The 24880-nt window shown below is 74.3% G+C and carries 31 protein-coding genes; 17 read left to right on the top strand and 14 right to left on the bottom strand.

From position 1 onward, the window contains the following. Positions 1–3: 3 nt before the first annotated feature. From ACFXPX_RS16730 to ACFXPX_RS16720, 3 genes are all read left to right on the top strand, one after another. Entirely contained in the window at positions 4–429 is a 426-nt protein-coding gene (locus ACFXPX_RS16730) for a VOC family protein (protein WP_380526946.1), read from the top strand. A gap of 143 nt (positions 430–572) precedes the next feature. Further along, a complete protein-coding gene (locus ACFXPX_RS16725; RefSeq protein ID WP_380641875.1) occupies positions 573–1529 on the top strand; it encodes an SDR family NAD(P)-dependent oxidoreductase in 957 nt (318 codons plus the stop codon). A 193-nt stretch (positions 1530–1722) separates the two neighbouring features. Then, the gene (locus ACFXPX_RS16720; protein WP_380641872.1) at positions 1723–2331 is read left to right on the top strand and encodes an EF-Tu/IF-2/RF-3 family GTPase; all 609 of its coding nucleotides are present in this window, start codon (positions 1723–1725) and stop codon (positions 2329–2331) included. 66 nt (positions 2332–2397) lie between these two features. On the opposite strand, the gene ACFXPX_RS16715 is transcribed toward ACFXPX_RS16720, so the two are convergent. After that, on the bottom strand, positions 2398–3129 hold the full coding sequence (locus ACFXPX_RS16715) for an alpha/beta hydrolase (RefSeq protein ID WP_380641924.1): 732 nt from the start codon (positions 3127–3129) through the stop codon (positions 2398–2400). A gap of 316 nt (positions 3130–3445) precedes the next feature. Between ACFXPX_RS16715 and ACFXPX_RS16710 the strand changes: the two genes are divergently transcribed. Both ACFXPX_RS16710 and ACFXPX_RS16705 read left to right on the top strand, forming a co-directional pair. Next, positions 3446–4411: a CAP domain-containing protein gene (locus tag ACFXPX_RS16710; protein WP_380641869.1), complete on the top strand. Its 966-nt coding sequence runs from the start codon at positions 3446–3448 to the stop codon at positions 4409–4411. 87 nt (positions 4412–4498) lie between these two features. Continuing rightward, a complete protein-coding gene (locus ACFXPX_RS16705; RefSeq protein ID WP_380641866.1) occupies positions 4499–5431 on the top strand; it encodes a phosphotransferase family protein in 933 nt (310 codons plus the stop codon). 37 nt (positions 5432–5468) lie between these two features. Here ACFXPX_RS16705 and gcvH read toward each other — a convergent pair whose 3' ends face one another. The 5 genes from gcvH to ACFXPX_RS16680 form a co-directional block, all read right to left on the bottom strand. After that, positions 5469–5849: a glycine cleavage system protein GcvH gene (gene gcvH / locus ACFXPX_RS16700; RefSeq protein ID WP_380590681.1), complete on the bottom strand. Its 381-nt coding sequence runs from the start codon at positions 5847–5849 to the stop codon at positions 5469–5471. Positions 5850–5909: 60 nt separating this feature from the next. Continuing rightward, positions 5910–6536 carry a DUF2306 domain-containing protein gene (locus ACFXPX_RS16695; RefSeq protein WP_380641864.1) on the bottom strand — a complete coding sequence of 209 codons (627 nt, stop codon included), beginning with the start codon at positions 6534–6536 and terminating at the stop codon, positions 5910–5912. A 94-nt stretch (positions 6537–6630) separates the two neighbouring features. Next, positions 6631–7098, bottom strand: coding sequence for an NUDIX domain-containing protein (locus ACFXPX_RS16690; RefSeq protein ID WP_380641862.1), 468 nt, complete (start codon positions 7096–7098; stop codon positions 6631–6633). Positions 7099–7176: 78 nt separating this feature from the next. Beyond that, positions 7177–7416 carry a hypothetical protein gene (locus ACFXPX_RS16685; protein ID WP_380641859.1) on the bottom strand — a complete coding sequence of 80 codons (240 nt, stop codon included), beginning with the start codon at positions 7414–7416 and terminating at the stop codon, positions 7177–7179. Continuing rightward, positions 7413–7613: a hypothetical protein gene (locus tag ACFXPX_RS16680; RefSeq protein ID WP_380641856.1), complete on the bottom strand. Its 201-nt coding sequence runs from the start codon at positions 7611–7613 to the stop codon at positions 7413–7415. Before ACFXPX_RS16680 ends, ACFXPX_RS16685 begins: the two co-directional genes overlap by 4 nt. Before the next feature lie 120 nt (positions 7614–7733). Here ACFXPX_RS16680 and ACFXPX_RS16675 point away from each other — a divergent pair, with 120 nt between their 5' ends. From ACFXPX_RS16675 to ACFXPX_RS16655, 5 genes are all read left to right on the top strand, one after another. Then, positions 7734–8573 carry a DUF5753 domain-containing protein gene (locus ACFXPX_RS16675; protein ID WP_380641853.1) on the top strand — a complete coding sequence of 280 codons (840 nt, stop codon included), beginning with the start codon at positions 7734–7736 and terminating at the stop codon, positions 8571–8573. Further along, a complete protein-coding gene (locus ACFXPX_RS16670; protein ID WP_380641851.1) occupies positions 8558–8767 on the top strand; it encodes a DUF397 domain-containing protein in 210 nt (69 codons plus the stop codon). Before ACFXPX_RS16675 ends, ACFXPX_RS16670 begins: the two co-directional genes overlap by 16 nt. Before the next feature lie 113 nt (positions 8768–8880). Further along, the gene (locus tag ACFXPX_RS16665; RefSeq protein WP_380641848.1) at positions 8881–9087 is read left to right on the top strand and encodes a DUF397 domain-containing protein; all 207 of its coding nucleotides are present in this window, start codon (positions 8881–8883) and stop codon (positions 9085–9087) included. Between the two features lie 200 nt (positions 9088–9287). Further along, a complete protein-coding gene (locus ACFXPX_RS16660; protein WP_380590670.1) occupies positions 9288–10322 on the top strand; it encodes a zinc-binding dehydrogenase in 1035 nt (344 codons plus the stop codon). An 83-nt stretch (positions 10323–10405) separates the two neighbouring features. Then, entirely contained in the window at positions 10406–11707 is a 1302-nt protein-coding gene (locus ACFXPX_RS16655; protein ID WP_380526921.1) for a hypothetical protein, read from the top strand. A gap of 84 nt (positions 11708–11791) precedes the next feature. Here ACFXPX_RS16655 and ACFXPX_RS16650 read toward each other — a convergent pair whose 3' ends face one another. Beyond that, positions 11792–12523 carry a hypothetical protein gene (locus ACFXPX_RS16650; protein ID WP_380641846.1) on the bottom strand — a complete coding sequence of 244 codons (732 nt, stop codon included), beginning with the start codon at positions 12521–12523 and terminating at the stop codon, positions 11792–11794. A gap of 150 nt (positions 12524–12673) precedes the next feature. Here ACFXPX_RS16650 and ACFXPX_RS16645 point away from each other — a divergent pair, with 150 nt between their 5' ends. Further along, positions 12674–14161, top strand: a complete 1488-nt coding sequence (locus tag ACFXPX_RS16645) for a DUF4157 domain-containing protein (protein ID WP_380641843.1) — start codon at positions 12674–12676, stop codon at positions 14159–14161. Between the two features lie 7 nt (positions 14162–14168). Here ACFXPX_RS16645 and ACFXPX_RS16640 read toward each other — a convergent pair whose 3' ends face one another. The 4 genes from ACFXPX_RS16640 to ACFXPX_RS16625 form a co-directional block, all read right to left on the bottom strand. Further along, entirely contained in the window at positions 14169–14828 is a 660-nt protein-coding gene (locus ACFXPX_RS16640) for a DUF1707 domain-containing protein (RefSeq protein WP_380641840.1), read from the bottom strand. A 127-nt stretch (positions 14829–14955) separates the two neighbouring features. After that, positions 14956–15480: a hypothetical protein gene (locus tag ACFXPX_RS16635; protein WP_380641838.1), complete on the bottom strand. Its 525-nt coding sequence runs from the start codon at positions 15478–15480 to the stop codon at positions 14956–14958. Between the two features lie 74 nt (positions 15481–15554). Next, entirely contained in the window at positions 15555–16574 is a 1020-nt protein-coding gene (locus ACFXPX_RS16630; RefSeq protein ID WP_380641835.1) for a pentalenene synthase, read from the bottom strand. A 206-nt stretch (positions 16575–16780) separates the two neighbouring features. After that, positions 16781–17740, bottom strand: coding sequence for a hypothetical protein (locus ACFXPX_RS16625; RefSeq protein WP_380641833.1), 960 nt, complete (start codon positions 17738–17740; stop codon positions 16781–16783). 399 nt (positions 17741–18139) lie between these two features. On the opposite strand from ACFXPX_RS16625, the gene ACFXPX_RS16620 reads away from it, so the two are divergent. After that, a complete protein-coding gene (locus ACFXPX_RS16620; protein WP_380641922.1) occupies positions 18140–18580 on the top strand; it encodes an AAA family ATPase in 441 nt (146 codons plus the stop codon). An 80-nt stretch (positions 18581–18660) separates the two neighbouring features. On the opposite strand, the gene ACFXPX_RS16615 is transcribed toward ACFXPX_RS16620, so the two are convergent. Further along, entirely contained in the window at positions 18661–19170 is a 510-nt protein-coding gene (locus tag ACFXPX_RS16615) for a MarR family winged helix-turn-helix transcriptional regulator (RefSeq protein WP_380526908.1), read from the bottom strand. 52 nt (positions 19171–19222) lie between these two features. Here ACFXPX_RS16615 and ACFXPX_RS16610 point away from each other — a divergent pair, with 52 nt between their 5' ends. From ACFXPX_RS16610 to ACFXPX_RS16590, 5 genes are all read left to right on the top strand, one after another. Further along, complete coding sequence (locus ACFXPX_RS16610) at positions 19223–19702, top strand: MarR family winged helix-turn-helix transcriptional regulator (RefSeq protein WP_380641830.1); 480 nt, start codon at positions 19223–19225, stop codon at positions 19700–19702. A gap of 148 nt (positions 19703–19850) precedes the next feature. Then, positions 19851–20701, top strand: a protein-coding gene (locus ACFXPX_RS16605; RefSeq protein ID WP_380641827.1) for an IS5 family transposase whose coding sequence is annotated in 2 segments (ribosomal slippage) — positions 19851–20193 and positions 20193–20701 — 852 coding nt in all. Because the reading frame shifts where the segments join, the coding sequence is not laid out codon by codon here. Positions 20702–20954: 253 nt separating this feature from the next. Beyond that, positions 20955–21632 carry an HAD family hydrolase gene (locus tag ACFXPX_RS16600; RefSeq protein WP_380641824.1) on the top strand — a complete coding sequence of 226 codons (678 nt, stop codon included), beginning with the start codon at positions 20955–20957 and terminating at the stop codon, positions 21630–21632. 193 nt (positions 21633–21825) lie between these two features. Next, positions 21826–23007 (top strand): MinD/ParA family protein, encoded by a 1182-nt coding sequence (locus ACFXPX_RS16595; protein ID WP_380641822.1) that lies wholly within the window; start codon positions 21826–21828, stop codon positions 23005–23007. A 48-nt stretch (positions 23008–23055) separates the two neighbouring features. After that, positions 23056–23700: a hypothetical protein gene (locus ACFXPX_RS16590; protein WP_380532239.1), complete on the top strand. Its 645-nt coding sequence runs from the start codon at positions 23056–23058 to the stop codon at positions 23698–23700. A 37-nt stretch (positions 23701–23737) separates the two neighbouring features. Here ACFXPX_RS16590 and ACFXPX_RS16585 read toward each other — a convergent pair whose 3' ends face one another. Both ACFXPX_RS16585 and ACFXPX_RS16580 read right to left on the bottom strand, forming a co-directional pair. Continuing rightward, positions 23738–23866, bottom strand: a complete 129-nt coding sequence (locus ACFXPX_RS16585; RefSeq protein WP_380532242.1) for a hypothetical protein — start codon at positions 23864–23866, stop codon at positions 23738–23740. A 78-nt stretch (positions 23867–23944) separates the two neighbouring features. Then, complete coding sequence (locus tag ACFXPX_RS16580) at positions 23945–24835, bottom strand: alpha/beta fold hydrolase (protein ID WP_380641819.1); 891 nt, start codon at positions 24833–24835, stop codon at positions 23945–23947. Between the last annotated feature and the right edge of the window lie 45 nt (positions 24836–24880).

The raw sequence follows: 24880 nt of genomic DNA, 5'->3' as shown, positions 1-24880 counted from the left end.
CGGATGTCAGCGATCAAGCAGTTCCAGGTGACCTTCGACTGCGCGGAGCCCGCGCGCGTCGCCCGCTTCTGGTGCGAGGTGCTGGGGTACGTCATGGCAGCGCCGAAGGGGTTCGCCTCCTGGGACGCGTACGAGGCCTCCCAGCCGGCGCAGGAGCGGGGTTCCTGGTCGGCGTGCACCGACCCCTCGGGGGCGGGTCCGCGGCTGTACTTCCAGCGCGTGCCGGAGGGCAAGGCCGTCAAGAACCGGGTGCACCTGGACGTGCGGGTGGGCACCGGGCTGGTCGGCGAGGAGCGCCTGGCCGTGCTCAAGGCCGAGGCCGCCCGGCTGGAGGCCCTGGGCGCCACGCTGGTGCAGGTGCTGTACGACGGCCAGGACTCGTGCATCCCGATGCTGGACGTCGAGGGCAACGAGTTCTGCGTCGACTGAGCACCCCCGTACGTGGTGGCGACGGCCGTCCGACAGCGGGGACAGCGCTCTGCCGGTGAGGTGTGAGCGGCCCGCGCGAACCTGGGGCCGGGGCGTGATCGACGCGCCCCGGCGACCGCGCACAGCACACCCAGGGAGCACCCGTGCCCAACTCCGCACTCCAGAGCCCGCCGTGGGACGTCCACCGGCTGCCCCGCGCCGAGGGGAAGGTGTTCCTGGTCACCGGCGCCAACGCCGGCATCGGCTACTTCGTCGCCGAGCAGCTGGCCGCCACCGGGGCGAGTGTCGTCCTGGGCAGCCGCGACCGCGCCAAGGCCGCGGCGGCGATCGCCGCGATCGGCGCGCGGGTGCCCGGCGCGAGGCTGCGCCACCTGCCGCTGGACCTGGCCGACCCGGCCTCGATCGAGGCGTCCGCCGGGGCGCTGCGACCGGAGCGCCTGGACGCGGTCGTCCTCAACGCGGGCATCGCCCTCGACGACCCGCCGCGCCGCACCGCCGGGAGCGGCCACGAGCTGATGTTCGCCACCAACCACCTGGGCCACTTCGCGCTCACCGCCCGCCTGGCCCCGCTGCTGCTGGCCACCCCGGGCAGCCGGATCGTCACCACCGGCAGCTTCGCCGCCAAGTCCGAACGCCTGGACCTCGCCGACCTCCAGAGCGCCCGCGACTACCGGCCCAAGCGCGCCTACGCCCGCTCCAAGCTGGCCCAGATGCTGTTCGCCGTCGAGCTCGACCGCCGCCTGCGCGCCGCCGGGAGCGCCACGCTGAGCGTCCTGACGCACCCGGGCGGCGCGCTCGACGCCCTCACCCCCGCCCGCCCGCCGCTGCACGAACGCACCGCCGGCGAGCGGCTGAGCCGCCTGCCGCTGGGCCTGGTCGTCCAGGGCAAGGACGCCGCCGCCTGGCCGGCGGTACGGGCCGTGCTGGACACGGGAGTTCACGGCGGCCCGGTGCTGTGGAGCCCGCGGGTGTTCGGGCTGCGCGGCGAGCCGAGGCCGGAGCCGCTGTGGGAGCACCTGGCCGACAAGGCCACCGCGGCCCGGCTGTGGGAGGCCAGCTGCGAACTGGCGGGCTGCGAGCCGGTGTTCTCGATCGGGTGAACTCCCCGACGCCGTGGGGTTGTGCGGGGTGGGGCCCGGCCCCGGTCCGGCAGGATCGGCGGTCTGGGCCGGCAGCGGACCGGGCGGCCGACCACGGGGGGAGGGCCGTGCTTCGCAGGAGCGCGGCACTCCCGCGGGTCGTCGCCGGTGCGTGCGGCAACCGAGCAGCAGGTGATGGAGGGAGTTCGTGCGGGTGGAGGAGACGGATGACTCGGGTCGGGCCGAGGACACGGCGGGACCGTTCCTGATGGGGATCGACGACACCTTCCAGGTCCCCGGGCGGGGGTGCGTGGTCACCGGCCGCGTCCAGCGCGGCACGATCACGCCGGGCGGCAAGGCGGAGGTCGTCGGGGTCGGCGCGAACCGGACGGTGGCCTGCGTCGAGATCGAGCGGACCGGCACGCGGGGCGCGCAGGAGCAGGCGCGGGCGGGTGAGTCGGTGGGCCTGCTGCTGAGCGGTGTGACCAGTGAGCAGGTGGGCCGTGGCCAGGTGCTCGCCGAGCCGGGCAGCATCAGCGCGTGCACCACCTTCGAGGCCGACGTCGAGCTGTCGCCCGCCGAGGTGAGCGGGCGGCACAAGGCGGTCTCCCGCGACGACTGGCCGGTGTTCCACGTGCGCGGCCTCGACATCGCCGGGTCGGTGGAACTGCCGGAGGGCACCGAGGCCGTCGAGCCCGGTGCGAGCGTGAGCCTGACGGCGACGTTGACGACCGCGGTCGCGCTGGAGGCGGGGACGCCGTTCCTGCTGCGCAAGGCCGGGAGCACGCTGGGCTCCGGCGTGGTCACGCGGGCCCTCGGGTAACACCCCGCGGGCCGGGCCGGCCGCGGGAGGGGATCCCCCGGCCGGCCCGGCTCACCGGGGCCGGTGTCACCTCAGGTGGCGGTCGTAGAAGCGGCTCGTGTCCTCCAGCTCGAAGGCGGGGGTGCCGGTGTGCCCGCCGAGGTTGGCGTGCAGGGTCTTCTCGGTGGCGGCGAAGGCGTCGAACAGGTCGAGGGCGCGCTCGCGGGGGTTGCCCTCGTCGTCCCACTGGAGCAGGAACAGCAGCGGGACGGTGACCTGCCGGGCCTGTTCGCGCACGGCGCGGGGCACGTAGCCGCCGGCGAACAGGCCGGCGGCGCCGATGCGCGCGTCGGTGGCGGCCAGGCGGATGCCCAGCGCCGTCCAGCCCGAGTAGCCGACCGGGCCGGTGGCGACCTCGGGCAGGGTCAGGAGGGCGTCCAGGGCGGCCCGCCACTCGGGGACGGCGGCCTCGACGAGGGGGCCGACGAGGGCTTCGAGGATCACGTCGACCACCTCGCGCGGCTCGCCGGCCCGCATGGCGCCGCGCAGGTCGGCGCGGGCCTGCTCGGCGGCCTCCGTGCGGGGGCGGTCGCCGCAGCCGGGGGCGTCGATGGCGGCCGCCGCGTAGCCCTGGGCGGCGGTGTAGCGGGCCCGGGCGACGAGGCGGGGCTCGCGCCGGGGCAGGCCGTTGTTGTGGGCCATCAGGATCAGCGGGGCCGGCTCGGTGCCGGTCGTCCACAGGGTGCCGGGGGTGTCGCCGAGGAGGAACTCGCGCTCCAGGACGCCGTCGGCGTGGCGCCGTTCGGCGGTGAAGGCCAGGGAGGCGGAGGGGGCGGGAGGGGCGGAGGGGGTGAAGTGCACGGTCGTGCCTTTCGGGAGAGCTGCTGAACGGCGCTCCCGGGCGACGACCTATCGCCCGACCGTGACCCCGGAGGAGAGCACCCATGTCATCGTGTTCACGGGTACCACCTCCTCGTTCTCTCGCACGGCCTGCCGGAAAGGTAGCAGCGCCCGCCGCCCGGCGCCAAACGGTTTCGGACCACGCCCGTTGATCGGTTGTCTACCCGGCGCTGTTGTCCTGTCCTACGCCCCGCCCGCCCGCCGGCCGGCGGTCCGCCGAGCGTAGGAGATCCCCGTGTCCCACCCGTCGTCCACCCCCACCAGCCGTCCGGCCCCGGGCGCGCGCCGCCGCACCCGCCTGGCGGCCCTGGCGTTCGCCGTCTCCGCGCTGTCCGCGAGCGGTGCCACCCTGCTGGCGGCGCCCGCGCACGCCGCGACCGCCGGCACCGCAGCGACCGCGGGCGTGGTCGAGCAGATGGTCACGATCCAGGACCACCAGAACCACCACTCGCTGGCCAGCTCCGACGGCGAGGGCTCGCGGATCGTCGCCCGCGGCTACCAGGACGCCTCCACCTCGTTCTGGATCTCCAACAAGCCCGGCGACCGGGTCGACTTCGCCCGCAACGTCAACGGCACCGAGCGCGTGCTGGAGATGGACACCCGCGACAACCGCACCACCCAGTTCATCCACTGGTGGGCGGGCGCCAACCAGCAGTGGACCCTGGAGTCCGCCGCCGAGGGCGGCACCTACCTGCGCAACGCCCAGGGCAACGGCTGCCTGACGTACCACGGCCTGGACCGGGAGGTCACCGTCGAGGGCTGCGACGGCAGCATGTCCCAGCGCTTCGACCTGGTCGCCTCCGGCGGCACCGGCACCAACCCGGGCAACGGCGGCGGCCCGGTCACCTCCGACCAGCAGCGCTTCCTGGACCGGCTGAACGCCCTGCGCGCCCAGTACGGCAAGGCGCCGGTGCGGTTCAACGCCACGCTCGCCCAGGCCGCCAAGTGCAACGCCGACCAGATGGACCAGCGCCGGGTCTCCGGGCACTTCTGCGACTCGGGCCGCATAGCCTCGGGCCTGGGCTACACCGGGCGCGGCTTCGGCGAGATCGCCTTCTGGGGGCCCACGAACATCGACGCGGCCGTCGACGGCTGGATCAACTCCCCCGACCACCTGGGCATCATGATCGGCAACTACAACGAGGTCGGCCTGGCGCGTACCGGCGCGGCCTCCTGGAACGCCGATTTCAGCACCCGCTGACACCGGCACCCCGTGGACGCCGGCGCGGGCCGGCGTCCACGGGAAAGCCCGGTGCGGCGGCGGAGTGCCGGGCCTAGCATGCGCGGGGTGAACCTCTCCCACCTCGGCGTGCCGCTCGGGCCGATGATCCGCGTCCACGGCGGGTTCGCCAACCGGACGTACCGGCTCGACACCGACCAAGGGTCCTTCGCCGTCAAGGAGTTGAGCCCCGCCGACCGCCGCCGCCCCTACCGGGTCGAGGACGTGTTCGCCTTCGAGCGGGCGGCCTTCGCCGCCGGTGTCCCGATGCCGGAGCCGGTCGCCGCCGACCCGCACACGCTCGTGCACCGCTGGGTCGAGGGCGAGAAGGTGCCGGAGGAGCCGGTGCCGGAGGCGTACGCCTTCGAGGTCGGCCAGATCCTGGCCCGCCTCCACGCCCTCGACGTCCCGTGGACCCCCGAGCCGGCCGAGTCGGCCGAGGGGCCGACCCCCCGGGACTGGCCCGCACTCGCCGCGCGGGCGCAGGCGAGCGGACAGCCGTGGGCCGGCGAACTCGCCTCCCGCGTCGGCACGTTCCTGGCCATCGCCGACTTCCTCGACGCCTGCGAGCGGCCCGGCCCCGTGGTGCTCACCCACCGCGACGTCCAGCCGTGGAACCTGCTCGCCCGGGCGGGCCGCCCGGTGCTGCTCGACTGGGAGCTCTCCGGCCCGCTCGACCTCTCCGGCGAGCTCGGCTCGACCGCGCTGGGCATCGCCAAGGGCCCCGGCCTCGACGACATCAGGCCCGCCGTCTTCCGCCGCGTCCTCGACGGCTACGCCGCGGGCGGCGGTGCGCTGCCGCCGCCGGGCCCGAGCTGGTTCGCGTACACGGTCGGCGGCTGGCTGGGGCACACCCGGTGGAACGTCCTGCGCTGCCTGGCCGGGGCCGAGGCGGGCACCGGCCCCGAGCTCGCGCTCTCGCACGCGTCCGTACGCGGCGGCCTGAACGGCCTGCCCGACCTGTTCGACCGGCTCCCGCAGCTGGAGGCGCTGCTCGCGTGAGGGCGGGCCCGCACGCGAGCAGCACGTCGAACCGGCCCTACTCCTTGATGAGGGCCTCGTACTGGGCGGCCGTGAGGAGGGTGTCCAGCTCGGCGGGCTCGGTCAGCTCCACTTCGATGAGCCAGGTGGCGTGCGCGTCCTCGTTGATGTCCTCGGGTGCGGCGTCCAGGTCCTCGTTGATGGCCGTGACCTTGCCGGAGACCGGGGCGTAGAGCTCGCTGACCGACTTGACGGACTCCACGCTGCCGAACGGCCGCCCGGCGTCGAAGGTGTCCCCCACCTTGGGGAGTTCGACGAAGACGATGTCGCCGAGCTGGCGCTGGGCGTGGTCGGTGATGCCCACCCGGGCCTTGTTCCTGCCGGTGGGCTGCACCCACTCGTGCGAGTCGGTGTACTTGAAATCCTTCGGGTAGGCCATGGCGTCTCTCCGTGGGGACGAGTTGTTGTGCTGACGGTCCGTCAGCCAGGGAGGAGCCTGCTACAGATCTCCGCCGCCGGGTGCGACCTTCACCCGACCGGGTGAGCGGGTGAACCACCACGCCAGCGCGAGGTTGGGCACCCAGCACAGCCAGGCGATCGCCAGGTAGGAGGTGCGGAAGTCCAGGTGGGCGACCTGGGCGGCCACCAGCATGAGGCGCAGCGTGACGGCGGCGAAGGTGAGCGCGAAGCTGCGGACCATCCAGCGCCGGTGGTCCTCCACCCGGCCGCGCAGGATCATCCGCAGTCCGGTGGCGCCGGCGAGCAGCCAGGCGACGCCCAGGCAGGCGAAGCCGAGCCCGGAGACCGCGCCGCCGTAGGCGTGCGGCGCCAGCAGGAGTGCGCCGATGCCGCCGACCAGGCAGCCCAGCAGGTAGGTGGTGCCGACGGCGCGGTGCAGGCGCGGGGAGCGGCGGCGCAGCCGGGTGGAGAACTGCCAGGGCCCGAGGAGCAGGGCGACGGCGGCGCCGAAGATGTGGAGGCCCAGGGGCAGTTGGTGCGCCAGGTAGGTGGCGCGCTGTTGGGTGAAGTAGGTGTCCGGGTCGAAGCTCGCGTACTTGGCCGCGTACAGGACGATCAGTGTGGACAGCACGGTCATGACGGCCCAGCCGCCCCGAGTGATGCGCATGGCCCGAGTGTCGGGCGCACCGGCGGGCAGCGGGATGGGGGCATCCCCCCGATCCGCCCTGGGGCTGACCGGGGGATGGACATGTGACGGAGCGTCAGTCGGGGCGCTGGCCGTGGAGGAGGAGGGGGAGGGCGCGGCCGGTGAGGGCTTCGGTGGTGCGGGCGGCCTGGGAGGGGGCCATGTGGTTGGGGAGTTCGTGGACGGGGACGAAGCGGGCGCCGTGCAGGCGGCTTCGCTTCTGCGGGGGGACGGTGAGGGGGTGTTCGTCGCGCAGGGTGCCGCCGTCGAAGACGAGGTTGAAGCGTTCCAGGTAGCGGTCGGAGGGGGTGTAGTCGAGGGCGACGGCGTGGGTCAGGCGCAGGATGATGCCGGTCTGGGCGTGGAGGTGGCGGGCGGCGGCGCGGTGCGGGGGCTCGTTGGCCTTGCCGGGGCCGCCGGGCAGGATCATGCCGTCGAGGTAGTCGGGGTCGACGAGCAGGACGTGGCCGTTCTGGTTGCGGACCAGGACGAGACAGCCGAGCCGGCAGACGGGGGGCTTGGCGATGAGGCGGGGGTCGTGCACGGGGGGGGGGTTCACTTCCTGAGAGCAGCGAAGAGAAGGAGGGCGAGGCAGGCCCACCACAGGAGGCGGGGGATGAGTTCAGTCGTCATAGGTGAGGCGCTCGTAGCGCAGGCCCTTGCGCAGCAGGTCCACGATGCGCAGCAGGTCGAGCGGGCGGGCCGTGAGGTGCAGCAGGTACTCGCAGGTGGAGCGGCCGGTGTCCCAGTCCACCTCCAGGGTGGGCAGGTGGACGCGGCCCAGGGCGAGGACGGTGGTCAGGTCGTCCAGGACGACGGCGGCCTGCCGGCGCTGCTCGGCCGTGACACGGGAGAGGGTCACAACTCCCCCGGGCGCTTGTGGACTTCGAAGAGCCGCCAGGCCGAGAAGGCCTCGGTGAAGGAGGAGAAGCCGCTGCGCTCTCCGTCGGGCCTGCACAGCCACGCCCCGGTGCACTCGTTGCGCACCCGGTAGCACCGGGCCTCGGTGTCCCAGCGGACACCGTACCCGTGGAGACGGGGGACTTGGTCTTGAGCCATGGCAAGGGAACTCTCTGCGATGGAAGTTTCACTTTCTGTTGCACATGGTGGCCCAGTGTCGCCTAGCATCGGAAGTGGCCTGCGAGTTGCCTACGGGCGCCTTGAAAGTTGGGGACTGCCATGAACAAGAAGAAGATTGACCCTGAGTCCAGCCCTTGGGCGCCCTTCGGGATCCAACTCCGCAACTTCCGCGAGGACAGGAAGCTCCTCCTGGACGACCTGGCGCCGCTCCTGGAGTGCTCCTCGTCGCACCTCTCCTACATCGAACTTGCGCACCGACCGCCGAGTCGCAGGCTCGCGGAGCTGGCGGACATCGCGCTCAACACGGGCGGCACGATGGTGCTGATGTGGTACCAGCTGAAGAACGCGGCGATCCTGGAGGGCTTTCCGGAGTACGCACGCTACGAGGGCCTCGCGGAGCAGATCAGGATCATCGAGGTCAATGTCGTCAACGGGCTTCTGCAGACTCGGGCCTACGCAACGGCCATCGAGATGAGCTACGCCAGGCAGACCGGCGGATGCGAGAAGCTGGCCGAGGAACGCATCGAGTTCAGGCTCGCACGCCAGAAGATCCTGGACCGCCCTTCTCCGCCGCTCCTGCACGTGGTGTTGGACGAAAGCTGCCTGAGGAGGGTCGTCGGCGGGCGTGACGCTATGGTCGAGCAACTGCTTCACCTTGAGGAAATGACAACTCGCCCCAATGTTGTCATCCAGGTGGTGCCATTCTCCTTGGGCGCGGACCGGGTGTTCACACACATGGCCGCCCTCCTTACCATGCCGAATCGCAAAGTTCTCGCTTACGGCGAGATCGAGCAGCGCGGCTACATCGACCGCGATACCAAGTCAACTGCCGCGCTGAGCAAGAGCTACGATCGGCTTGCGGTCGAGGCCCCTGGTCAGGCCGAATCGCGAGCTTTCATTCGTGCGGCAAGGAGGGACCTGGAGTGGATGTCGACCTGACTGGCGCTTCCTGGCGGAAGAGTTCGTACAGCGGCGGGGGCGGCGGGCAATGCGTCGAGGTTGCTGACGGTTTCGCCGATGCCATGCCCGTCCGCGACTCCAAGGACCCCTCCGGCCCCGCCCTGGTCTTCTCCACCACCGCCTGGCAGTCCTTCGTCACCGCCGTCCGCACCGGCGAACTCGACACCCACTGACCCGCCACCCCGGAGAGGCCTGGGCGGCAGGCCATCTCTGCCAGTTCAACTCCCCCAGTCACACGCAGGAAGTCGGCCCCGCCGACTTCCCACTCCACCCAGGAGAAACCGTGATGAACGTCGACTCCCCCACCACCTGGCGCAAGAGCTCATACAGCAGCGCGAACGGCGGTGCCTGCATCGAGATCGCCGACGGCTTCACCGGCATCCAACCCGTCCGCGACTCCAAGGACCCCTCCGGCCCCGCCCTGGTCTTCTCCGCCACCGCCTGGCAGTCCTTCGTGACCGCCGTCCGCACCGGCGAACTCGACGCCCGCTGACCCCAGCGCCTCAGCCCCGCCGCCCCGGCCCCCCGGGGCGGCGGGGCTTTCCCTGTTCCCCGGGCCACCGCGACTCCGGCCGGGAAGTCGACCCCGCCGACTTCCTGATCCGCCCCTCAGCGCACTTGACCTCAACCTCGCTTGAGGTCGAAGAATCCACGGTGTCGAAGTCGCCGTCACCGGACAGGAATGTGATCAGCATGCGGACCGTACAGGCAGTGCGTTTCGGGGGCCCCGAGGTTCTCGTCCCCAGCGAGGCGCCGGAACCCGCTCCCGGGCCGGGGCAGGTGCTGGTCGACGTCTCCGTCGTCGGCATCACCTTCGTCGAGACGCAGATCCGCCGTGGCGTCGACCCGTGGCACCCCAGGCCCGAACTCCCCTACGTGCCGGGCGGCATGGTGGCCGGCCGGGTGAGCGCCGTCGGGGAGGGCGTGGACCCCGGCTGGGCCGGCCGGTCGGTGCTGGCCGACGCCGGGTCGACGGGCGCCTTCGCCGAGCGGGTGGCGGCCGACGCGGGGAGCCTGGTCGCGGTGCCCGAGGGGCTGGGCCTGCCCGAGGCGGCGGCCCTGCACTCCGACGGCGCCACCGCGACGGGCCTGGTCGAGGGGGCCCGGATCGTCCCCGGGCAGTGGGTGCTGGTCGAGGCGGCGGCCGGCGGACTCGGCAGCCTGCTGGTGCAGCTGGCGCGATCCGCCGGGGCCAGGGTCATCGGCCTGGCCCGCGGGGAGCGCAAGCTCGACCTGGTCCGCGGCCTGGGCGCCGAGGCAGCCATCGACTACTCCTCCCCGGACTGGGCCGAGCAGGTCCTGCGGGTGACCGGCGGCGCGGGCGTCGACGTCGTGTTCGACGGCGTGGGCGGGGAGATCGGCCGTGCCGCCTTCGAGGTGACGGCCCGCCACGGCCGCTTCTCCGTGCACGGCGCCTCCAGCGGCCACCTCACGGCGATCACACCCGAGCAGGCGCGGCGGCGCGGGGTGGAGGTGCTCGGGATCGAGCAGCTGTTCTCCTTCCGGGCGCGGATGCGGCCGTGGCTGGAGCAGGTGATGGCGCAGGCCCTCGCGGGCCGGGTGCGGCCGGTGATCGGGCAGACCTTCCCGCTGGAGCGGGCCGCGGACGCGCACGCCGCGATCGAGGGCCGCACGGCCCTGGGCAAGACGCTGCTCCTGGTCCGACCGCGGCCGTCCCGGGGTGGCGGGTCCCGCGAGCGGTCCGTTCCGGTCGCTTTCGGCCAATAGCGGTCAGCAGCTGGTGCGGTGAGTGACCGACCCGTTACGGTCGGCCACGAACCAACCCCCGACCGAGGCGGTACACCATGGCCGTGAACCCCCGTATCGACGTCTCCACCTCCCTCGCCACCAGCGGGACCGACCTCACCCCGGAGGAACTCGCCGAAGTCGCGGCGACCATCGCCTCCGACATCTTCTTCACCACCGACATCGGCCTGCCGGGCGTGCGCGTGCCCGACGAGGTCTGGGAGCTACCGGGCGAGCGGGCGAGCGGCACCGCGGCCGTCTACTACGGCGGCGGCCGCACCCACCTGGAGAAGCCGTTCCTGTTCGCCGACGGCTTCAACTACGGCCCCAGCGACCTGCCCGCGCTGTTCAACCACTTCAACTCCCCCTACGAGAGCGGCCGTCCGGGCTTCCTCGACCAGCTCCTCACCCGCGGCCACGACGTCGTCCTGATCGGCTTCGACGAGCGCCACACCCACATCCAGCACAACGCCGACGTCGCGATCCAGGCGATCCGGCGCGCCATCGCCGAACGCGTCGGCGACCAGCCGCTGACCGTCGGCGGCGTCAGCATGGGCGGCATCATCACCCGCTACGCGCTCGCCAAGCTGGAGAACGACGGCATCGACCACCAGGCCGCCACCTACCTGTCCTGGGACTCCCCCCACAACGGCGCCTGGATCCCGCTGATCCTCCAGCAGATGGCGTACTTCTTCGAGAAGCTCGCCCCCGCCAGGCCCGGCGAGCCCTCCCAGGCCGACCTGATCCGCAGCCCCGCCGCCCAGCAGCTGCTCTGGGCCTGGGTCCCGGACGCCAAGTACTCGGGCGAGGTCGCCACCGCCAGCGAACTGCGCACCGCCTTCGTGCGCGAGCTCGCCGACCTCGGCGACTTCCCGCGCCGCCCGCGCCTGCTCGGCGTCGCCAACGGCCGCGGCGACGGCACCGGGCGCCCGCTGCCCGCCGGCGAGATCGCCTTCGACTGGCAGGCCCTGGTCGCCAGCGCCACCGCCCGCTTCCAGCCCGACCGGGGCACCGGCCAGCGCATCGGCGGCATGCACGCCGGCCTGTCGCTGCGCCGCTCCACCACCACCGAGGTCCCGGCCCTGGACGGGGTGCCCGGCGGCACCCTGGACTCCTTCGGCAAGGTCGCCGACGCCATCAAGGCGAAGATCAGCGAGGAGCACCGCAGCGGCGCCTTCGTCCCGGCGGTCAGCGCCTGCGCGCTCGTCTACGACCCCATCGCCTGGGACGTCGACCCGAACCTCAACCTCCTCGACCAGGGCCCCGAGCGCTTCCACCTGAACGAGGTCGCCTTCGACGCCGAGAACACCGAGCACAGCCACGTCTCCGGCGTCCTCGTGGAATGGATCCTGGGCCGGCTCGACTGAGCAGCCACCCGCGCCTCACAGGAAGCAGCACAGGGAGCGCAGTGGGAAGTCGGCCCGGCCGACTTCCCACTCCCCGCACAGCCCTCACCCGCTCCGGCCGCCGGCGTGCCGGTGGCGGCGGGCCCGGGGTGCCCTCAGGCGGGCGACGGTGCGGCGGGCGGCCTCCCGGCGGTCGGGGCGGGACACGAGCACCCAGGGGCCGGCCAGGTCGCGGGCGGTGAGGCACTGCGCGCCGACCCCGGCCCGGTCGGCGCGGCGGACGACGGCGAGGCGCCCCTCCCCGTGGGCCTCCTCGCCGTCCTCGTCGTCCGCAGGAGCCATCAGCACGCGCAGGTCCCGGTCGTTCGACCACTCCAGGGCGAGGACCTGACGGCCGGATCCGAAGTCGCGCCCGATCAGGGACCGGACCTCGCCGCTGTCCAGGTGCACGAGCAGCAGCTCCCCCTCGAAGTGGTAGCCGCCGTCGTAGTCCCCGGTGCCCACGGCCGGCAGGGGGCGGGCCGGACGGAAGGCCATCGCGTGCACGGGAAAGCCCGTACCGATCAGCAGACGGCGCCGGGGGCCGCCGCTGACGTCGAAGACGCCGACCCTCCCGTCCCCGCCGTCCCCGCAGCCGTCCCCGCAGCCGTCCCCGCACGCCCCGGCGACGGCGAGCAGGGCGCGCCGCCGGTCCGGGACGGCCAGGACGGGCTCGCCGAGCACGGCGAACGGGTCGTCAGGGGTCCCGGGGGTGCCGGGGGTACCGGGGGCGTCGGGGGCGTCGGAGGTGCCGGGGGTGCCGGGGGTGCCGGGGCCGGTGGGCGGCGGTGGCGTCATGCCGGCGGTCCTCGCAGGGCGCGCCGGGCGGTGCCGCACCCCGTCCGAACTGCCCGTACGGGCACGCAGCGCTGCCCCCACGGCCCTTCCGCCGCACCGCGCCGCCGGATGACCATGGAAGGCCAGCGGACACCCCGGGGGGACACACCCATGCGCACACACGACGGCCGGCGGCAGCAGGGCGGCCGGGAGGACGGCACCCGGGCGGCGGGCACCGACCGCACCCCCGGCCCCGACCGCCGGCCCGCCCCGCGGCTGCTCGCCCTCCAGGCCGCCGCGGGCAACGCCGCCGTGGTCCGGATGGTGCAGCGCTCCGCCGTCGACGGCGTACTGCGCAGCGCGGGGCGCCCGCTGCAGGAGGCGACCCGCGCCGAGATGGAGGCCCGCCTGGGCGCCGACTTCTCCAACGTCCGCCTCCACGAGGGGGCGGCGGCCCGCGCCTCGGCGGCCGAGGTCGGCGCCCGCGCCTACACCTCCGGCCACCACGTCGTCATCGGGGAGGGCGGCGGCGACAAGCACACCCTCGCCCACGAGCTGACCCACGTCATCCAGCAGCGGCACGGCCCCGTGGCCGGCACCGACACCGGCACCGGACTGCGGGTCAGCGACCCCTTCGACCGCTTCGAGCGCGAGGCGGAGGCCACCGCCCGCCGGGTCATGTCCGGGCCCGCCCCCGCGGCGGCCGCGGTGGAGCAGCGCACGGCCCGTGCCGGGGCCGGCGGCGCGCTCCAGCGCACCGCCTCCGACGACCTGCCCCAGCCCGAGGAGCCGTCGGCGGCCGTCCCCGAACTGCCGGCCGCCCTCGTCCAGCAGCTGCAGGAGGCGAAGGAGACGACCGGGTCGGACGCGAAGGCCGTACGCCAGGCGGCACTGGACGCGCTGCTGCGCTACGTCCTGGACCACCTGCCGCAGGCCGTGGCGGACGAGGACAACCTCGTCCTCGGCTACAAGCACTCCCGCCAGGGCGCGGGCAAGGCCATGGCCCTGACCACGACCGGCACTTCGGGCGACAAGGTCACCATGGCGCTGTACCGCAACCTGTTCGACGACTACGGGCCCGCCGTCATCCACAGCACGCTGCGCCACGAGCTCATCCACGCCGCCCAGGCGATGCTGATGCCCGACGAGGACGCCGCCGACGGCGGGGACCCGCACGTCTACATGGACGTGATCAGCGACATCGGGCAGGAGACCTTCACCCTGCTCCAGCAGCCGATGCGCGAGATCGAGACCCACGTGTGGGAGCTGGAGCACGCGGGCCGCACCGGGATCGACGCCGGCTACCTGAAGGAGACCGTCGACTACCTCCTGGAGTACGCGGACGCGCTGTCCGCCAACCTCGGCCAGGCGGCCGTCACCGACCGGCACGTCGAGTACTGGAAGGCGTACCTGGAGAACTCGGTGACCGCGCTCGGGAAGGCCGCCGCCACGCCCGCCGTCACCACCCACCCCGACCGGGCCCTCGCCGAGCGGATCACCGGGGCGCAGGCGCGGCTGCGCGGCGCCGTCGACGCCAAGGAGGCGGCGGCCCCGGCGGGCGGCAAGCGGGCGGGGGGCACCGGGCGCGGTGCCACCGGGCAGCGCAAGCGCGGCAAGGGCGGCGAGGGCGGCGAGGGCGGCGAGGGCGGCGAGGACTGACGGTCCGTCAGTAGCCGTAGGGCTGAGGTGAGTTGCGCCGGCCCCACGACCTGCGGGGGTGGCGCACGGTGACCCGCCCGAAGCTCTTCCTGCCGATCAGCTCGATCCGCAGCCGGACCGGGGCGCCCGGGTCCGGGTCCCGGTGGCCCTTCACCTTGGAGAACTCCAGGCTCAGGCCGTAGGGGTCGACCACGATGCCCGGGCCGACGATCAGCGCCAGGTTGCCGCCCTGCATGTCGACGTCGACCTCCAGGGTGTCGTGGGTGATCACCGCCTGGGTGAAGTCCAGCTTCACGTGGCACCACTCGGCGGCGATCTCCAGGCGGCGCGGCAGCACCCAGGCGCCCACCCGCTCGGTCCTGGTGAACTTCTGCTCGATCCGCAGGACGTCCCGGCCCTCCGCCACCACCCCGGTGGCCGAGACCGACACCGGCGGCAGGTCGGCGGTCAGCGCGGCCAGGTCGGCGACGGTGCGGGCCGACAGGGCGGCCTCCACCCGCTCGTCCAGCTCCTCCGGGCTCAGCCGGCCGTCGCCCGCGGCCACGCCCAGGGCGGCCACCACCCGGTCCCGGTCCGCGTGCGAGGCCCGCAGCGCGGGCGGGGCGGCCTGCGGGACCGCGGACTGCGGAGCCGCGGGCCGCGGGGAGGGTGAGGTCTCTCCAGGCATGGCTTCCGGTCCCCGTCCTGAATTCGGTGAAGGTCCTCGCACCGGGGTGAGCGGCACGCGGACGGCAACTTACGCTATATCGCGATACGGTATATCGCGTTGTGCGCTCCCCGCCAGGCCGGGAGCCTCAGGAACCGGCGGACTTGCGCAGGCGCTTGGCCAGGGCCGGGTCCGACTCCCACCACAGGCCGTTGCCGGCGCCCTCCCCCTCGGCGCTCTCCCCCTCGGCGGGCCCGGCGGGCTCGTCGCCGTGGACGGCCGGGAGGTAGGAGTCGCCGACCGCCCGCAGCCGCAGCGTCAGGCCCGGGACGGCCCGGACGGCGGCGAGCATCAGCAGCAGGGCCACGACGGTGTAGTACCAGGGCAGCACGGTGCGGGCCAGGACCGGCAGCAGGAAGGCGTACCCGAGACCGGTGCCCCGGCCCGAGAGCAGGAACTCCCGGTCCTCGCCGACCTCCACGGTCACCGCGTTGGAGCGGGTGCCGTCCCAGACCGTGAGCCCGACGGCATGGGTCCCGGCGGGCACCGGGAAGCGGGCGACGGCGCCCTGTCTCACCCTGCCGACCCGCACCCCGTCGATCACCACGCCGTACGAGCCCTTCACCAGGGCCACCAGCGGCGATTCGGCGTGCACGACGACGGTACCGGTCATCAACAGTCCCCCAGGAGCGGTGATCATCAAGCGGAGCGCGCCCATGATAGGGGCCGCCCGCGGCCCGCGGCACCTCAGCCCGGACGCCGTACGTCCTCGTAGCACGGGGCCGTGCGCCCCCAGTCGTGGTAGCCGCGGATCCAGGCGGCGTGGGCGTCGGCGTAGCGGGCCAGTTCGGGTACGCGGCCGCCGAGGTCGCGTTCCAACTGCGCGAGTCCGGCGCGTAGTTGGAGGAAGGTCTCGACGGAGCGGCGGGCCGTGCCGGCGACCTCGCGCAGGGCCTCGGGGCGGGCGCGGCCCTGGTGGCGCATCAGGCTCAGCACGAGGTTGGGGCGCCCGGCCGCCTCGTCGCGTTCCAGGGCGTGGACCTCGTTCATGGCGATGATCGCGTCGCAGGCGGCGATCCGCATGCCCTCCAGGTGGCTGGAGCACCAGGCCGGCAGCGGGACCTCGTAGTGGCCGGCCCGCTCGGCGAGGGCGAGCAGCGGGCGCAGGCCGATCGTGCGGCGGCGGGCGCGCAGGTGGGCGGCGGGGTCGGGCAGGACGCCCAGGACGCGGTCGGCGATCTTGGTGGGCCAGCCGGCCAGGTAGTCGACCCAGTCGTGGGCGGTGCGCCGGCGCCACTCCTGGGACATGCCCTGGCCCATCCGCTGCCAGCAGTCGGCGAAGGCGGCCACGGCGGGGGCGGCCCCCGCGCCGGGGCGGGTCCCGTAGCGCAGGTGGTCCACCAGGTCCTGGCACAGGGCGACGGCGTCCTCGGTGCGGGCGGCGGCGGGCCGTGCGCCCGACCCGTCGTCCGGGCGGCCGTCGAGGCGGCCGTCGAAGTGGCCGTCGAAGTGGCCGTCGAAGTGGTTGTCGAGGAGGTAGAGCCAGCCGAGCAGGTCGAAGCAGAGGTCGAGGTCGGCGCCGGCGGCGTACGGGAAGCCGTACGCGGCGCTGTCGGCCACCCGGGAGGAGGCGTAGCGGCGCAGCGCGTCCTCGCCGTGCAGCAGGCCCGACTCCCGTACCCAGGCCAGGTGGTGGCGGCGGGCCCGGGGCAGGTCGGGGCTGACCCGACTCTCCAGGGGCACCGTGAACTCGACGTCCTGGGGCATACGCCTTCCGCACTCCCGACCGGTTCGGGGCCTGACGGCCCGGGCGAGGACCGCCGGCGCCCCCGTGGACGGTCCGGGCCCAGCGTGGTGGACCCGGCGGCGGCTGCGGAAGAGCGCAAAGGGGAGCACCCCCGGCGCACGCCGCGGCAATCACCGCCGGGTCGGTGCCCGCGCGCGGGCCCGCGTCCCCTCCCGCGGGGCGGGGGCTACCCGCCGGCGCCGGCGGCCATGCCCCGGGAGGTGTCCGCGGGGGCGGCGCCGCCCCACGAGGTGTCGGCCGGGGCGGCCCGGCCCCGGGAGGTGTCCGCCGGGGCGGCGGTGTCCGCGGGGGCGGTGCCGCCCCACGAGGTGTCGGCGAAGGCCCGGCCGCCGCCGAGGGCGAGCAGGGCGGCGGCGGCGGTGCCGACGGCGATGCGCTCGCGCCTGTGGATCCTCCGACGTTCGCCGGGCCGGATCCGACAGTAGATCAGGAGGCGTGCAGTTGTTCGATCCTTTCCGGAATCCGGGGCCCGCACAGGAGGCCACCCCCGTCGACCTCCTGTGCGGGCCGCGCCGGGCCGGTCGGCCGGTCCGGTCGGACCGTGCCGGGCCGTGCCGGGCCGGGCCGGGCCGTGCCGTGCCGGGCCGGGCCGGGCCGGGCCGGTCGGCCGGTCCGGTCGGGCCGGTCGGTCCGGGCCGGGCCGGGCCGGTCGGTCCGGGAGGTCGCCCTCGCCGCCCATGTCGGCGGTGGTGCGGCGCAGCACGTTGATCGTGGTGACGACGTCGGCCTCGTCGACGTCCTGGTGGGCCCGGAGGTGGACGCGGTGGACGCGGTGGTTGCGGTCGCGGGCGCGCAGGCGGGCGGCCTCGCCGTCCTCGGTGAGGGTCATGGCGCCGGTGGCGGCGGACTCCAGGAGCCGGCCGCGGGCGGTGAGGCCGTCGAAGACGGCGGTGGAGTCGGTGGCGAGGTCGTCGTAGCGGGCCGGCCGCCGGACCAGGGTGGCGCGGTTCCAGCGGCCGGGGGGGGTGGCGGCGGCGTGGTCGCGCGTCCACCAGTGCGGCCGGGTGAGGCCTTCGACGGCGAGCTGCTCGCGCAGGGCGCCCACCACCCGGTGGAACACCTCGGCGCTCCAGGCGCCGACGGGCTGGGCGGCCAGGACCGCGTGCGGGCACTCCTCGAACGCCACGGCGGTGCGCCCCCTTCGTCTGTCGGCTCATCGGGACGCGCCCACCGTAGGAGCTCAAGTCGCCTTGAGGTCAACCCGGTTCGCAAGGGGACGGCGGCGCCGTGGCGGCGGGTTCAGGCCGACCCCGGGCACGCCCCGCCGCCCGCCCCGGTCCGGGTGCCGGGGCGGGCGGGGGTCCTTTCGTGCGGTCGGCGCCGTGCCGGAACCGTCGTGCCGGAGCGGGAAGTCGTCCCCGCCGGCTTCCCGCTCCCCCGGACCGCTCCCCGCCGCCGCGGGGCCAGGGCTGACGTGGTTGCGTGGCAGAGGGATCGGGCGGCACGGTGGTGCTGATGTGCGGGCTGCCGGGGGCGGGCAAGAGCACCTACGCGGCGGGCCTGGTGCGGCGCGGCGGGCGTCCGGCTGTCGATCGACGAGGTGGTGTGGCGGCGGCCCGGGCGGCGCGACGCGGGGCCGGTGCCGGCGCGGGAGGCGTTCGACCGGCCCGAGGAGGAGGTCCGCCGCGAGCAGCGGCGGGAGTTGGTGGAGCCGATGCGGGCCGGGCGCGACGTGGTGGTGGACCACACGTTCTGGAGCCGGGCCGCCCGGGACGACTACACGGCGCCGGTGGAGGCCCACGGCCGCCGGTGGGAGCCGGTCCACCCCAAGGCCGACCGGGCGACGCCGGAGCGCCGCCCGGCGGTACGCAACGGCCGGGAGGGCGCGGACCGCGCCACCGTGGACGCGGCGCAGTTGGCCCGCTACCCGGCCGCCTTCGAGGAGCCGGACGGCGAGGGCGAGCGGGTCGTGCCGCAGCCTCCGGGGCGAGGCCCCGGGGCGGGCGGCGGGGCTCTCCCAACCTGAACCACCCGTACGAGTGATCGTCATCACCGGGAGCGGGACCGGGACCGGCGAACCGGGCCCCGGCCCAGCGCTCCACCGGTTCACGCCCGGTCCGCGACGGTACGGGCGAAATCGGCGACGAAGGCGGTGATCAGGCGCGCGAACGCGGTGCGGTCGCCCTCGCTCCAGCCCGCCATGGCCTGGGCGAAGACCACACGGCGCAGCCGGTGGGCGGCCTCCGCCTGCGCGCGCCCGGCGGGGGTGAGGGCGAGCAGGGTGCGGCGGGCGTCGCGCGGGTCGCTGCCGCGTTCCAGCCAGCCCTGCTCGACGGTGCGCAGTACCAGGCGGCTGGCCCGGGGCTGGTCGACGCCCAGGGCGGCGGCGACGTCGGCGACGGCGCACGGGCCGGGGTGGGCCTCGACCGCGTCCAGGACGCCGAACAGGGTGGGGTCGATCGCGCCGGCGCCCCCGGGCCGGGCGATGCGGCCCAGCGAACGGCGGGTCTGGCTGTGGCGGATGGCGACCATGGCGCGTTCGACGGCGGCGGCGGACGCGTCCTCGACGGCGGTGTCCGGCCCGGTTTCCTGGTACTTCCTCTCCCGCTCAGACATGCATGCTAGGTTACAACTTTTGTCAAAGGACATGTATTAGGGGGGACCTGTTATGCCCGAAACCGCCACACCCGCGCACGTGCCCGCCGCCGGCCTGCCCGACGTGCCCGGGCAGCGCCCGCTCGGGTACTGGCTGCGCCACATCGACGGCGCCATCGAGCAGTCCATGGCGCGCCTGTTCGCCGCCGACGCGCTGAGCCGGCGCGACTGGCAGGTACTCAACACCCTCTCCCACGGGCCGACGGACACCACCGCCCTCGACACGGCGCTGGCCGCCTTCCTCTGCCCCGAGGAACCGACCGTGCGCCCGCACCTGGAAGGGCTCGCCGCCCGCGGCTGGGTCACCCTCGACACGGACGGGCGCGCCGCCCTCACCGGGCAGGGCCGCAGCGCCCACCGGCGCGTGGCCGCGCAGGTCGCCGGGCTGCGGGAACGGCTCGCGGCCTGTCTGACGCCGCAGGAGCTCACCACCCTGACGAACCTGCTCGTGCGCTGGGCCGGACACCTGGACACCCTCGCCCAGGCGCGGTGAGCCCACCGGCCCGCCCCGCACCGGACGCCCACCGACGAACCCCGACGAACCCCGACGAACCCCGACGAACACCGACGGACTCCGGTGATCACCGGTGCCCTAGGAGTCGTCTTCAAAGCTGATCAAGTGATGGTGGATCATGTCGGTCATGGTGCGTCGTCATGAGCTGTCGGATGCCGAGTGGGCTGTGCTGTCGCGGTTCCTGCCCGCTTCGGGGGTGGCCGGTCGTCCGCGTTCGGACGACCGGCTGGTGCTGAACGGGATCGTGTGGAAGCTGCGGACCGGCACGTCCTGGCGGGACGTGCCGGAACGCTACGGCTCCTGGCAGACCCTCTACACGCGCTTCCGCAGGTGGGCGCTGGACGGCACCTTCTCCCGGATGCTCCACGCGATCCAGGCCGAGAAGGACGCGGCCGGGGACATCGACTGGCTGGTCTCCGTCGACTCCACGATCGTGCGGGCCCACCAGCACGCCACCGGCGGCAAAAAGGGGCACGCGACCGGGACGAAGCGGGTGATCACGCCCTCGGCCGATCCCGCGGAGGACTGAGCACCAAGCTCCACCTGGCCTGCGACGGACGCGGCCGCCCGCTCGCCTTCGTCCTGACCGGCGGCAACACCAACGACTGCACCCGCCTCGAAGCCGTCCTGGAGACGATCCACGTCCCCAGGATCGGGCCGGGGCGAGCGCGCACCCGGCCCGACCACGTCATCGCCGACAAGGGCTACAGCTCCCGAAAGATCCGCGCCTACCCGCGCCGACGCGGCATCCGGCACACCATTCCCGAGCGCGTCGACCAGGCGCTCGGCCGCCTCAACCGCGGCTCGCGCGGCGGCCGGCCACCCGGCTTCGACCGCCGGATCTACCGGCTCCGCAACGTTGTCGAACGCTGCTTCAACCGGTTGAAGCAGTGGCGCGGCCTAGCGACCCGCTACGACAAGACCCGCAAGTCCTACCAGGCTGCCGTCACCATCGCCTCGATCCTGCTCTGGATCTGATCTTTGAAGACGTGCCCTAGGCGTGTCTGACAATTCGCGTCGGATCAGCGCGCGGCGTCGGGGTGCGTGCATCGCAAGGCGGAGGAGGGAGTCCATGCGGTGGGGGCGCCTCCCGGCCGAAGGCTGGGGGCCATCGGCGACCGACGACGACGCGGCGAGGCGCGCTTGTGCCCTGGGGGTACCTCCCGGCCGAAGGCTGGGGGAGCGTCGCGCGCCCGGCGGGAACTGTCAGACACGCCATAAGGTGGCGGCCATGCCCACACCCATCGAACTGGTGATCTTCGACTGCGACGGCGTCCTGCTGGACAGCGAGCGCCTGGCGGTGCGGATCGACGCGCAGGTGTGCGCGGCGGTCGGCTGGCCGCTGTCCGAGGCGGAGATCGTGGAGCGCTTCGTCGGCCGCAGCCACGCCCACATGAGCGCCGAGCTGCAGGCGCACGCGAGCGTGCCGCTGGAACCCGGCTGGGAGGAGGCCTTCCAGCACCTGTACGACGAGGCGTTCGCCGCCGAACTCACCCCCGTGGACGGGGTGGTGGAGGCCCTGGCGCAACTGGCGCGGGCCGGCGTACGGGACTGCGTGGCCTCCTCCTGCGGTCACGGCCGGCTGCGCCGCACCCTGGGGCGGACCGGGCTGCTGGCCCGCTTCCAGGGGCGGGTGTTCAGCGCCGAGGACGTCGCGCACGGCAAGCCCGCCCCCGACCTGTTCCTGCACGCCGCCGCCGCCATGGGCGTCGCGCCCGGGGCCTGCCTCGTGGTGGAGGACAGCACGTACGGGGTCGCCGCCGCCCGCGCGGCCGGGATGCGCTCGCTGGGCTTCCACGGCGGCCTCACCCCCGCCCACCGGCTGACCGGCCCCGGCACCCGCACCTTCGACGACATGCGCGAGCTGCCCGCCCTGGTGGCGGCCGCCGGAGAACTCCCGCTGCCCTGACCGCCCCCGCCGCACCCGCCGCACCCGCCGCACCCGCCGCACCCGGCGCACCCGGCGTGCCCGGCGTGCCCGGCGTGCCCGGCGTGCCCGGCGTGCCCGGCGGTGAACGGTCACGGCGGCCCGCCCCGTTGTGCCAGGTGGGGGGACCGTACGGCACCGGCGCGGTGGCGGCGTGGCGACAAGGAGGCGGAGCGTGGCGGCGGACCACACGGTCATCGAGCAGGTGCGGCGGCTGGGACGGGGCCCGGAACGGGACCTCTCCCCCGACTACGGGCTCCTGCCCCCGGCCCGCCCGGCCGAACCCGACTGGCGACGCCCCCTGGACTCCCTGGGCACGGTGCTCATCCCCCCGCAGGCCCGACCCGCACCCGCCACACCCGCCACACCCGCGACGCCCGCCCTCCCGGCGCCGCCTTCCCCGCCGTACGCCCCGCCCCTGCCCGCCCCCGCACCGGTACCGGTACCCGCACCCCTCGCCGCGCCGGCGCCCGTCGCCGCCCCGCCCGCCCCGGCCCGGCGCCCCCGGCTGCTGGGCGCCGGCCTGGGCGCCGGGCTGGGCCTGGGCCGGGGCGAGCAGCGCGAACGGGAACGGCTGGAGGCCCTCATCCGCACCCCGCTGCACCGCTCCTTCCGGATCGCGGTCATCGGCCTCAAGGGCGGCGTCGGCAAGACCTCCGCGACACTCGGGCTCGGCAGCGTCCTCGCCCAGACCCGCTCCGACAAGGTCGTCGCCGTCGACGCCAACCCGGACACCGGCACCCTGAGCCGGCGCATCCGCCGCGAGAGCCCCGCCACCGTCCAGGACCTGCTCGCGGCCGCACCCTCCATCACCGGCTACATGGACATCCGCCGCTTCACCTCGCTGACCCCCAGCGGACTGGAGGTCCTGGCCAACGACACCGACCCCACCATCGCCGACACCTTCGGCGGCCAGGACTACCGGCGACTGGTCGACCTCCTCGCCCGCCAGTACCCGATCGTCCTCGCCGACTGCGGCACCGGCCTGCTGCACGACTCGATGAACGCCGTACTCGACCTCGCCGACCAACTCGTCATCACCGCCACCACCAGCGTCGACGGCGCCAGCGGCGCCGACACCACCCTGGACTGGCTGCACGCCAACGGCTACCACGACCTCGCACGACGCAGCATCACCCTCATCTCCGGCATCCGCGCCAAGAACCGCACGATCAACACCGACGACCTCCTCACCCACTTCCGACAACGCTCCCGCGCCGCCCTCCTCCTCCCCTTCGACGAACACCTCGCCCTCGGCGCCACCTTCGACCCCACCCGCCTGCACCCACGCACCCGCCGCGCCTACCTCCACCTCGCCGCCCACGTCACCGAAGGCATCCACCCCACCAACACCTGACCAGCCACCACCGGGCCCGGGCCACCGGGGCGAACGTATGCTCGGACGATGGAGCCGTTCCGCCACCCCGACAGCCCGTTGGCCGCCGCGTTCCCGGCCGAGTTCGCCGGTGACGCCCGCAGGGTCCTGGAGGTCATGCCGAACGTGCGGCTGCGCCCCTCCGAGCCCTTCGCGGTGGTGGTGCGTGGGGAGACGCTCTCGATCCCGGGCCGGATCCACCACGACGAGGTGCCCCGGGACCGGGTCGCCCACCTGTCGCCGCGTCAGCGGCAGCTCCTGCACTGCTTGTACTCGAGGCACCACGACGGCCGGGTCCGCCAGCTCCACCTGGCGCGGATCGTCGGCTCCTGCGACGACTGGGTCGTCCCGTTCGTCGTCCAGCTGGCCGGTGAGTACGTCGTGGAGATCCTGACCGACATCCGCGACGCACTCCGCGGCCTCGACGACCCCGGGAGCCGGCTCCGGCGCGCCTACGGGGAGTTCATCATGGCCAACCCGGCCTACTTCGACCGGACCCAGCGGCGCGTCGTGAGCTACTGGAGCTGCTACTACCGCGGCGCATACGCGAGCTTCCGGGGCTACCCGGGAAGCACCCTCCTCGATGCGTTGCGCTGCGCCGCCGCGGACAGCGCCGGACGCCCCTGGCCCGGCCTCGCCCCGAAGGGCGCGACCCGGCTGGACGGCTACTGCTGAGGGCGAGCCGACCCGGTGCGGCCGGGGTGGTGCCGGGTCAGGCCTGCCATCGGCCCGGGCGCCAGGCACGGCGGCGGGCGGTGGTGCACAGCAGGGCCAGGCCCACGGTGAGGGTGACGGTGGACAGGACAGCGACGGCCACCGCAGCGGCCCGGCGGGGTGCCACCCCGATGACACTCCGTCCCCAGCTCGCCCAGCCTACGGCGCCCCAACCCCCACACCCCGCAACCCCACCACCACGCAATCACCCGACGGCGCGGTCGGCGAGCGCGCGCAGTTCGTCGGCGTAGGTGGTCCACACGTCGCGGGCGAGGAAGTGGCCGACGCCGGGCACGAGGCGCAGGCGCGCACCGGGAACCGCCGCAGCGATGGCGCGCGCGGACGCCACCCGTAGGAGCGGGTCGCGTTCGCCGTGCAACACCAAGGTCGGTGCAGTGATCTCGTCGAGCCGCCCGCCGTGCCACTTCGCGCCGATCTGCCGGCTCTGCGCCTTTGCGTCACGGAAGCTCGCGACCTCGTGCGCCGCCTCCTTCTCCACGAACTCGCGCACATCCCGCTCCTCGACGGGCCGGCCGGGCGCGGCCAGGATGCGGGCGACGGCCACGGCCAGGTCCAGGTTGCCCTGCGGGGTCTCGGGGTAGTGGAGCCGGGCGAATCGGGGCAGGCATGCCAGGCGCAGGTAGCGCAGGACGCTCAGGCCTTTCGCGTCGCTGGGGACGGCGGCGGAGGTGGTCAGGCTCAGTACGCGCTGCGGGTGGCGGATCGCGATGCGCTGTGCGACGAGCCCGCCCATGGAGTGGCCGAAGAGGTGGGCGCCTGTCCAGCCGAGGGCGGCGAGGACGGCGATGGCGTCGTCGGTGAGGTCCTCGACGCCGTAGGCGGGGGCTTCTCGCTGCAGCAGGGCCTTGATCGGCGGGCCGACGCGCCGGTCGGGGAGGCGGGTGGATTCGCCGGCGTCGCGCTGGTCGTAGGCCACGACGTGGAAACCGCGGCCGACCAGTTCGGCCACCAGGCCGTCCGGCCACCAGAACCGGGTGGCCCCCAGTCCCATGATGAGCAGCAGCGGGTCGCCGCCCTCACCGCCCAGGTCCTCGAAGGCGATCCGGATCTCACCGTTGTGAGCGAAGAGTGTCATCGCATCCCTCCCATTCGCATACGCTGTTCGCGAACATCGTATGCG

The sequence above is a fragment of the Kitasatospora sp. NPDC059146 genome (assembly GCF_042786665.1).
GTDB lineage: Bacteria > Actinomycetota > Actinomycetes > Streptomycetales > Streptomycetaceae > Kitasatospora.
The sequence above is the reverse complement of the archived record's forward strand: the minus strand, read 5'-3'. Positions and strand labels throughout refer to the sequence as shown.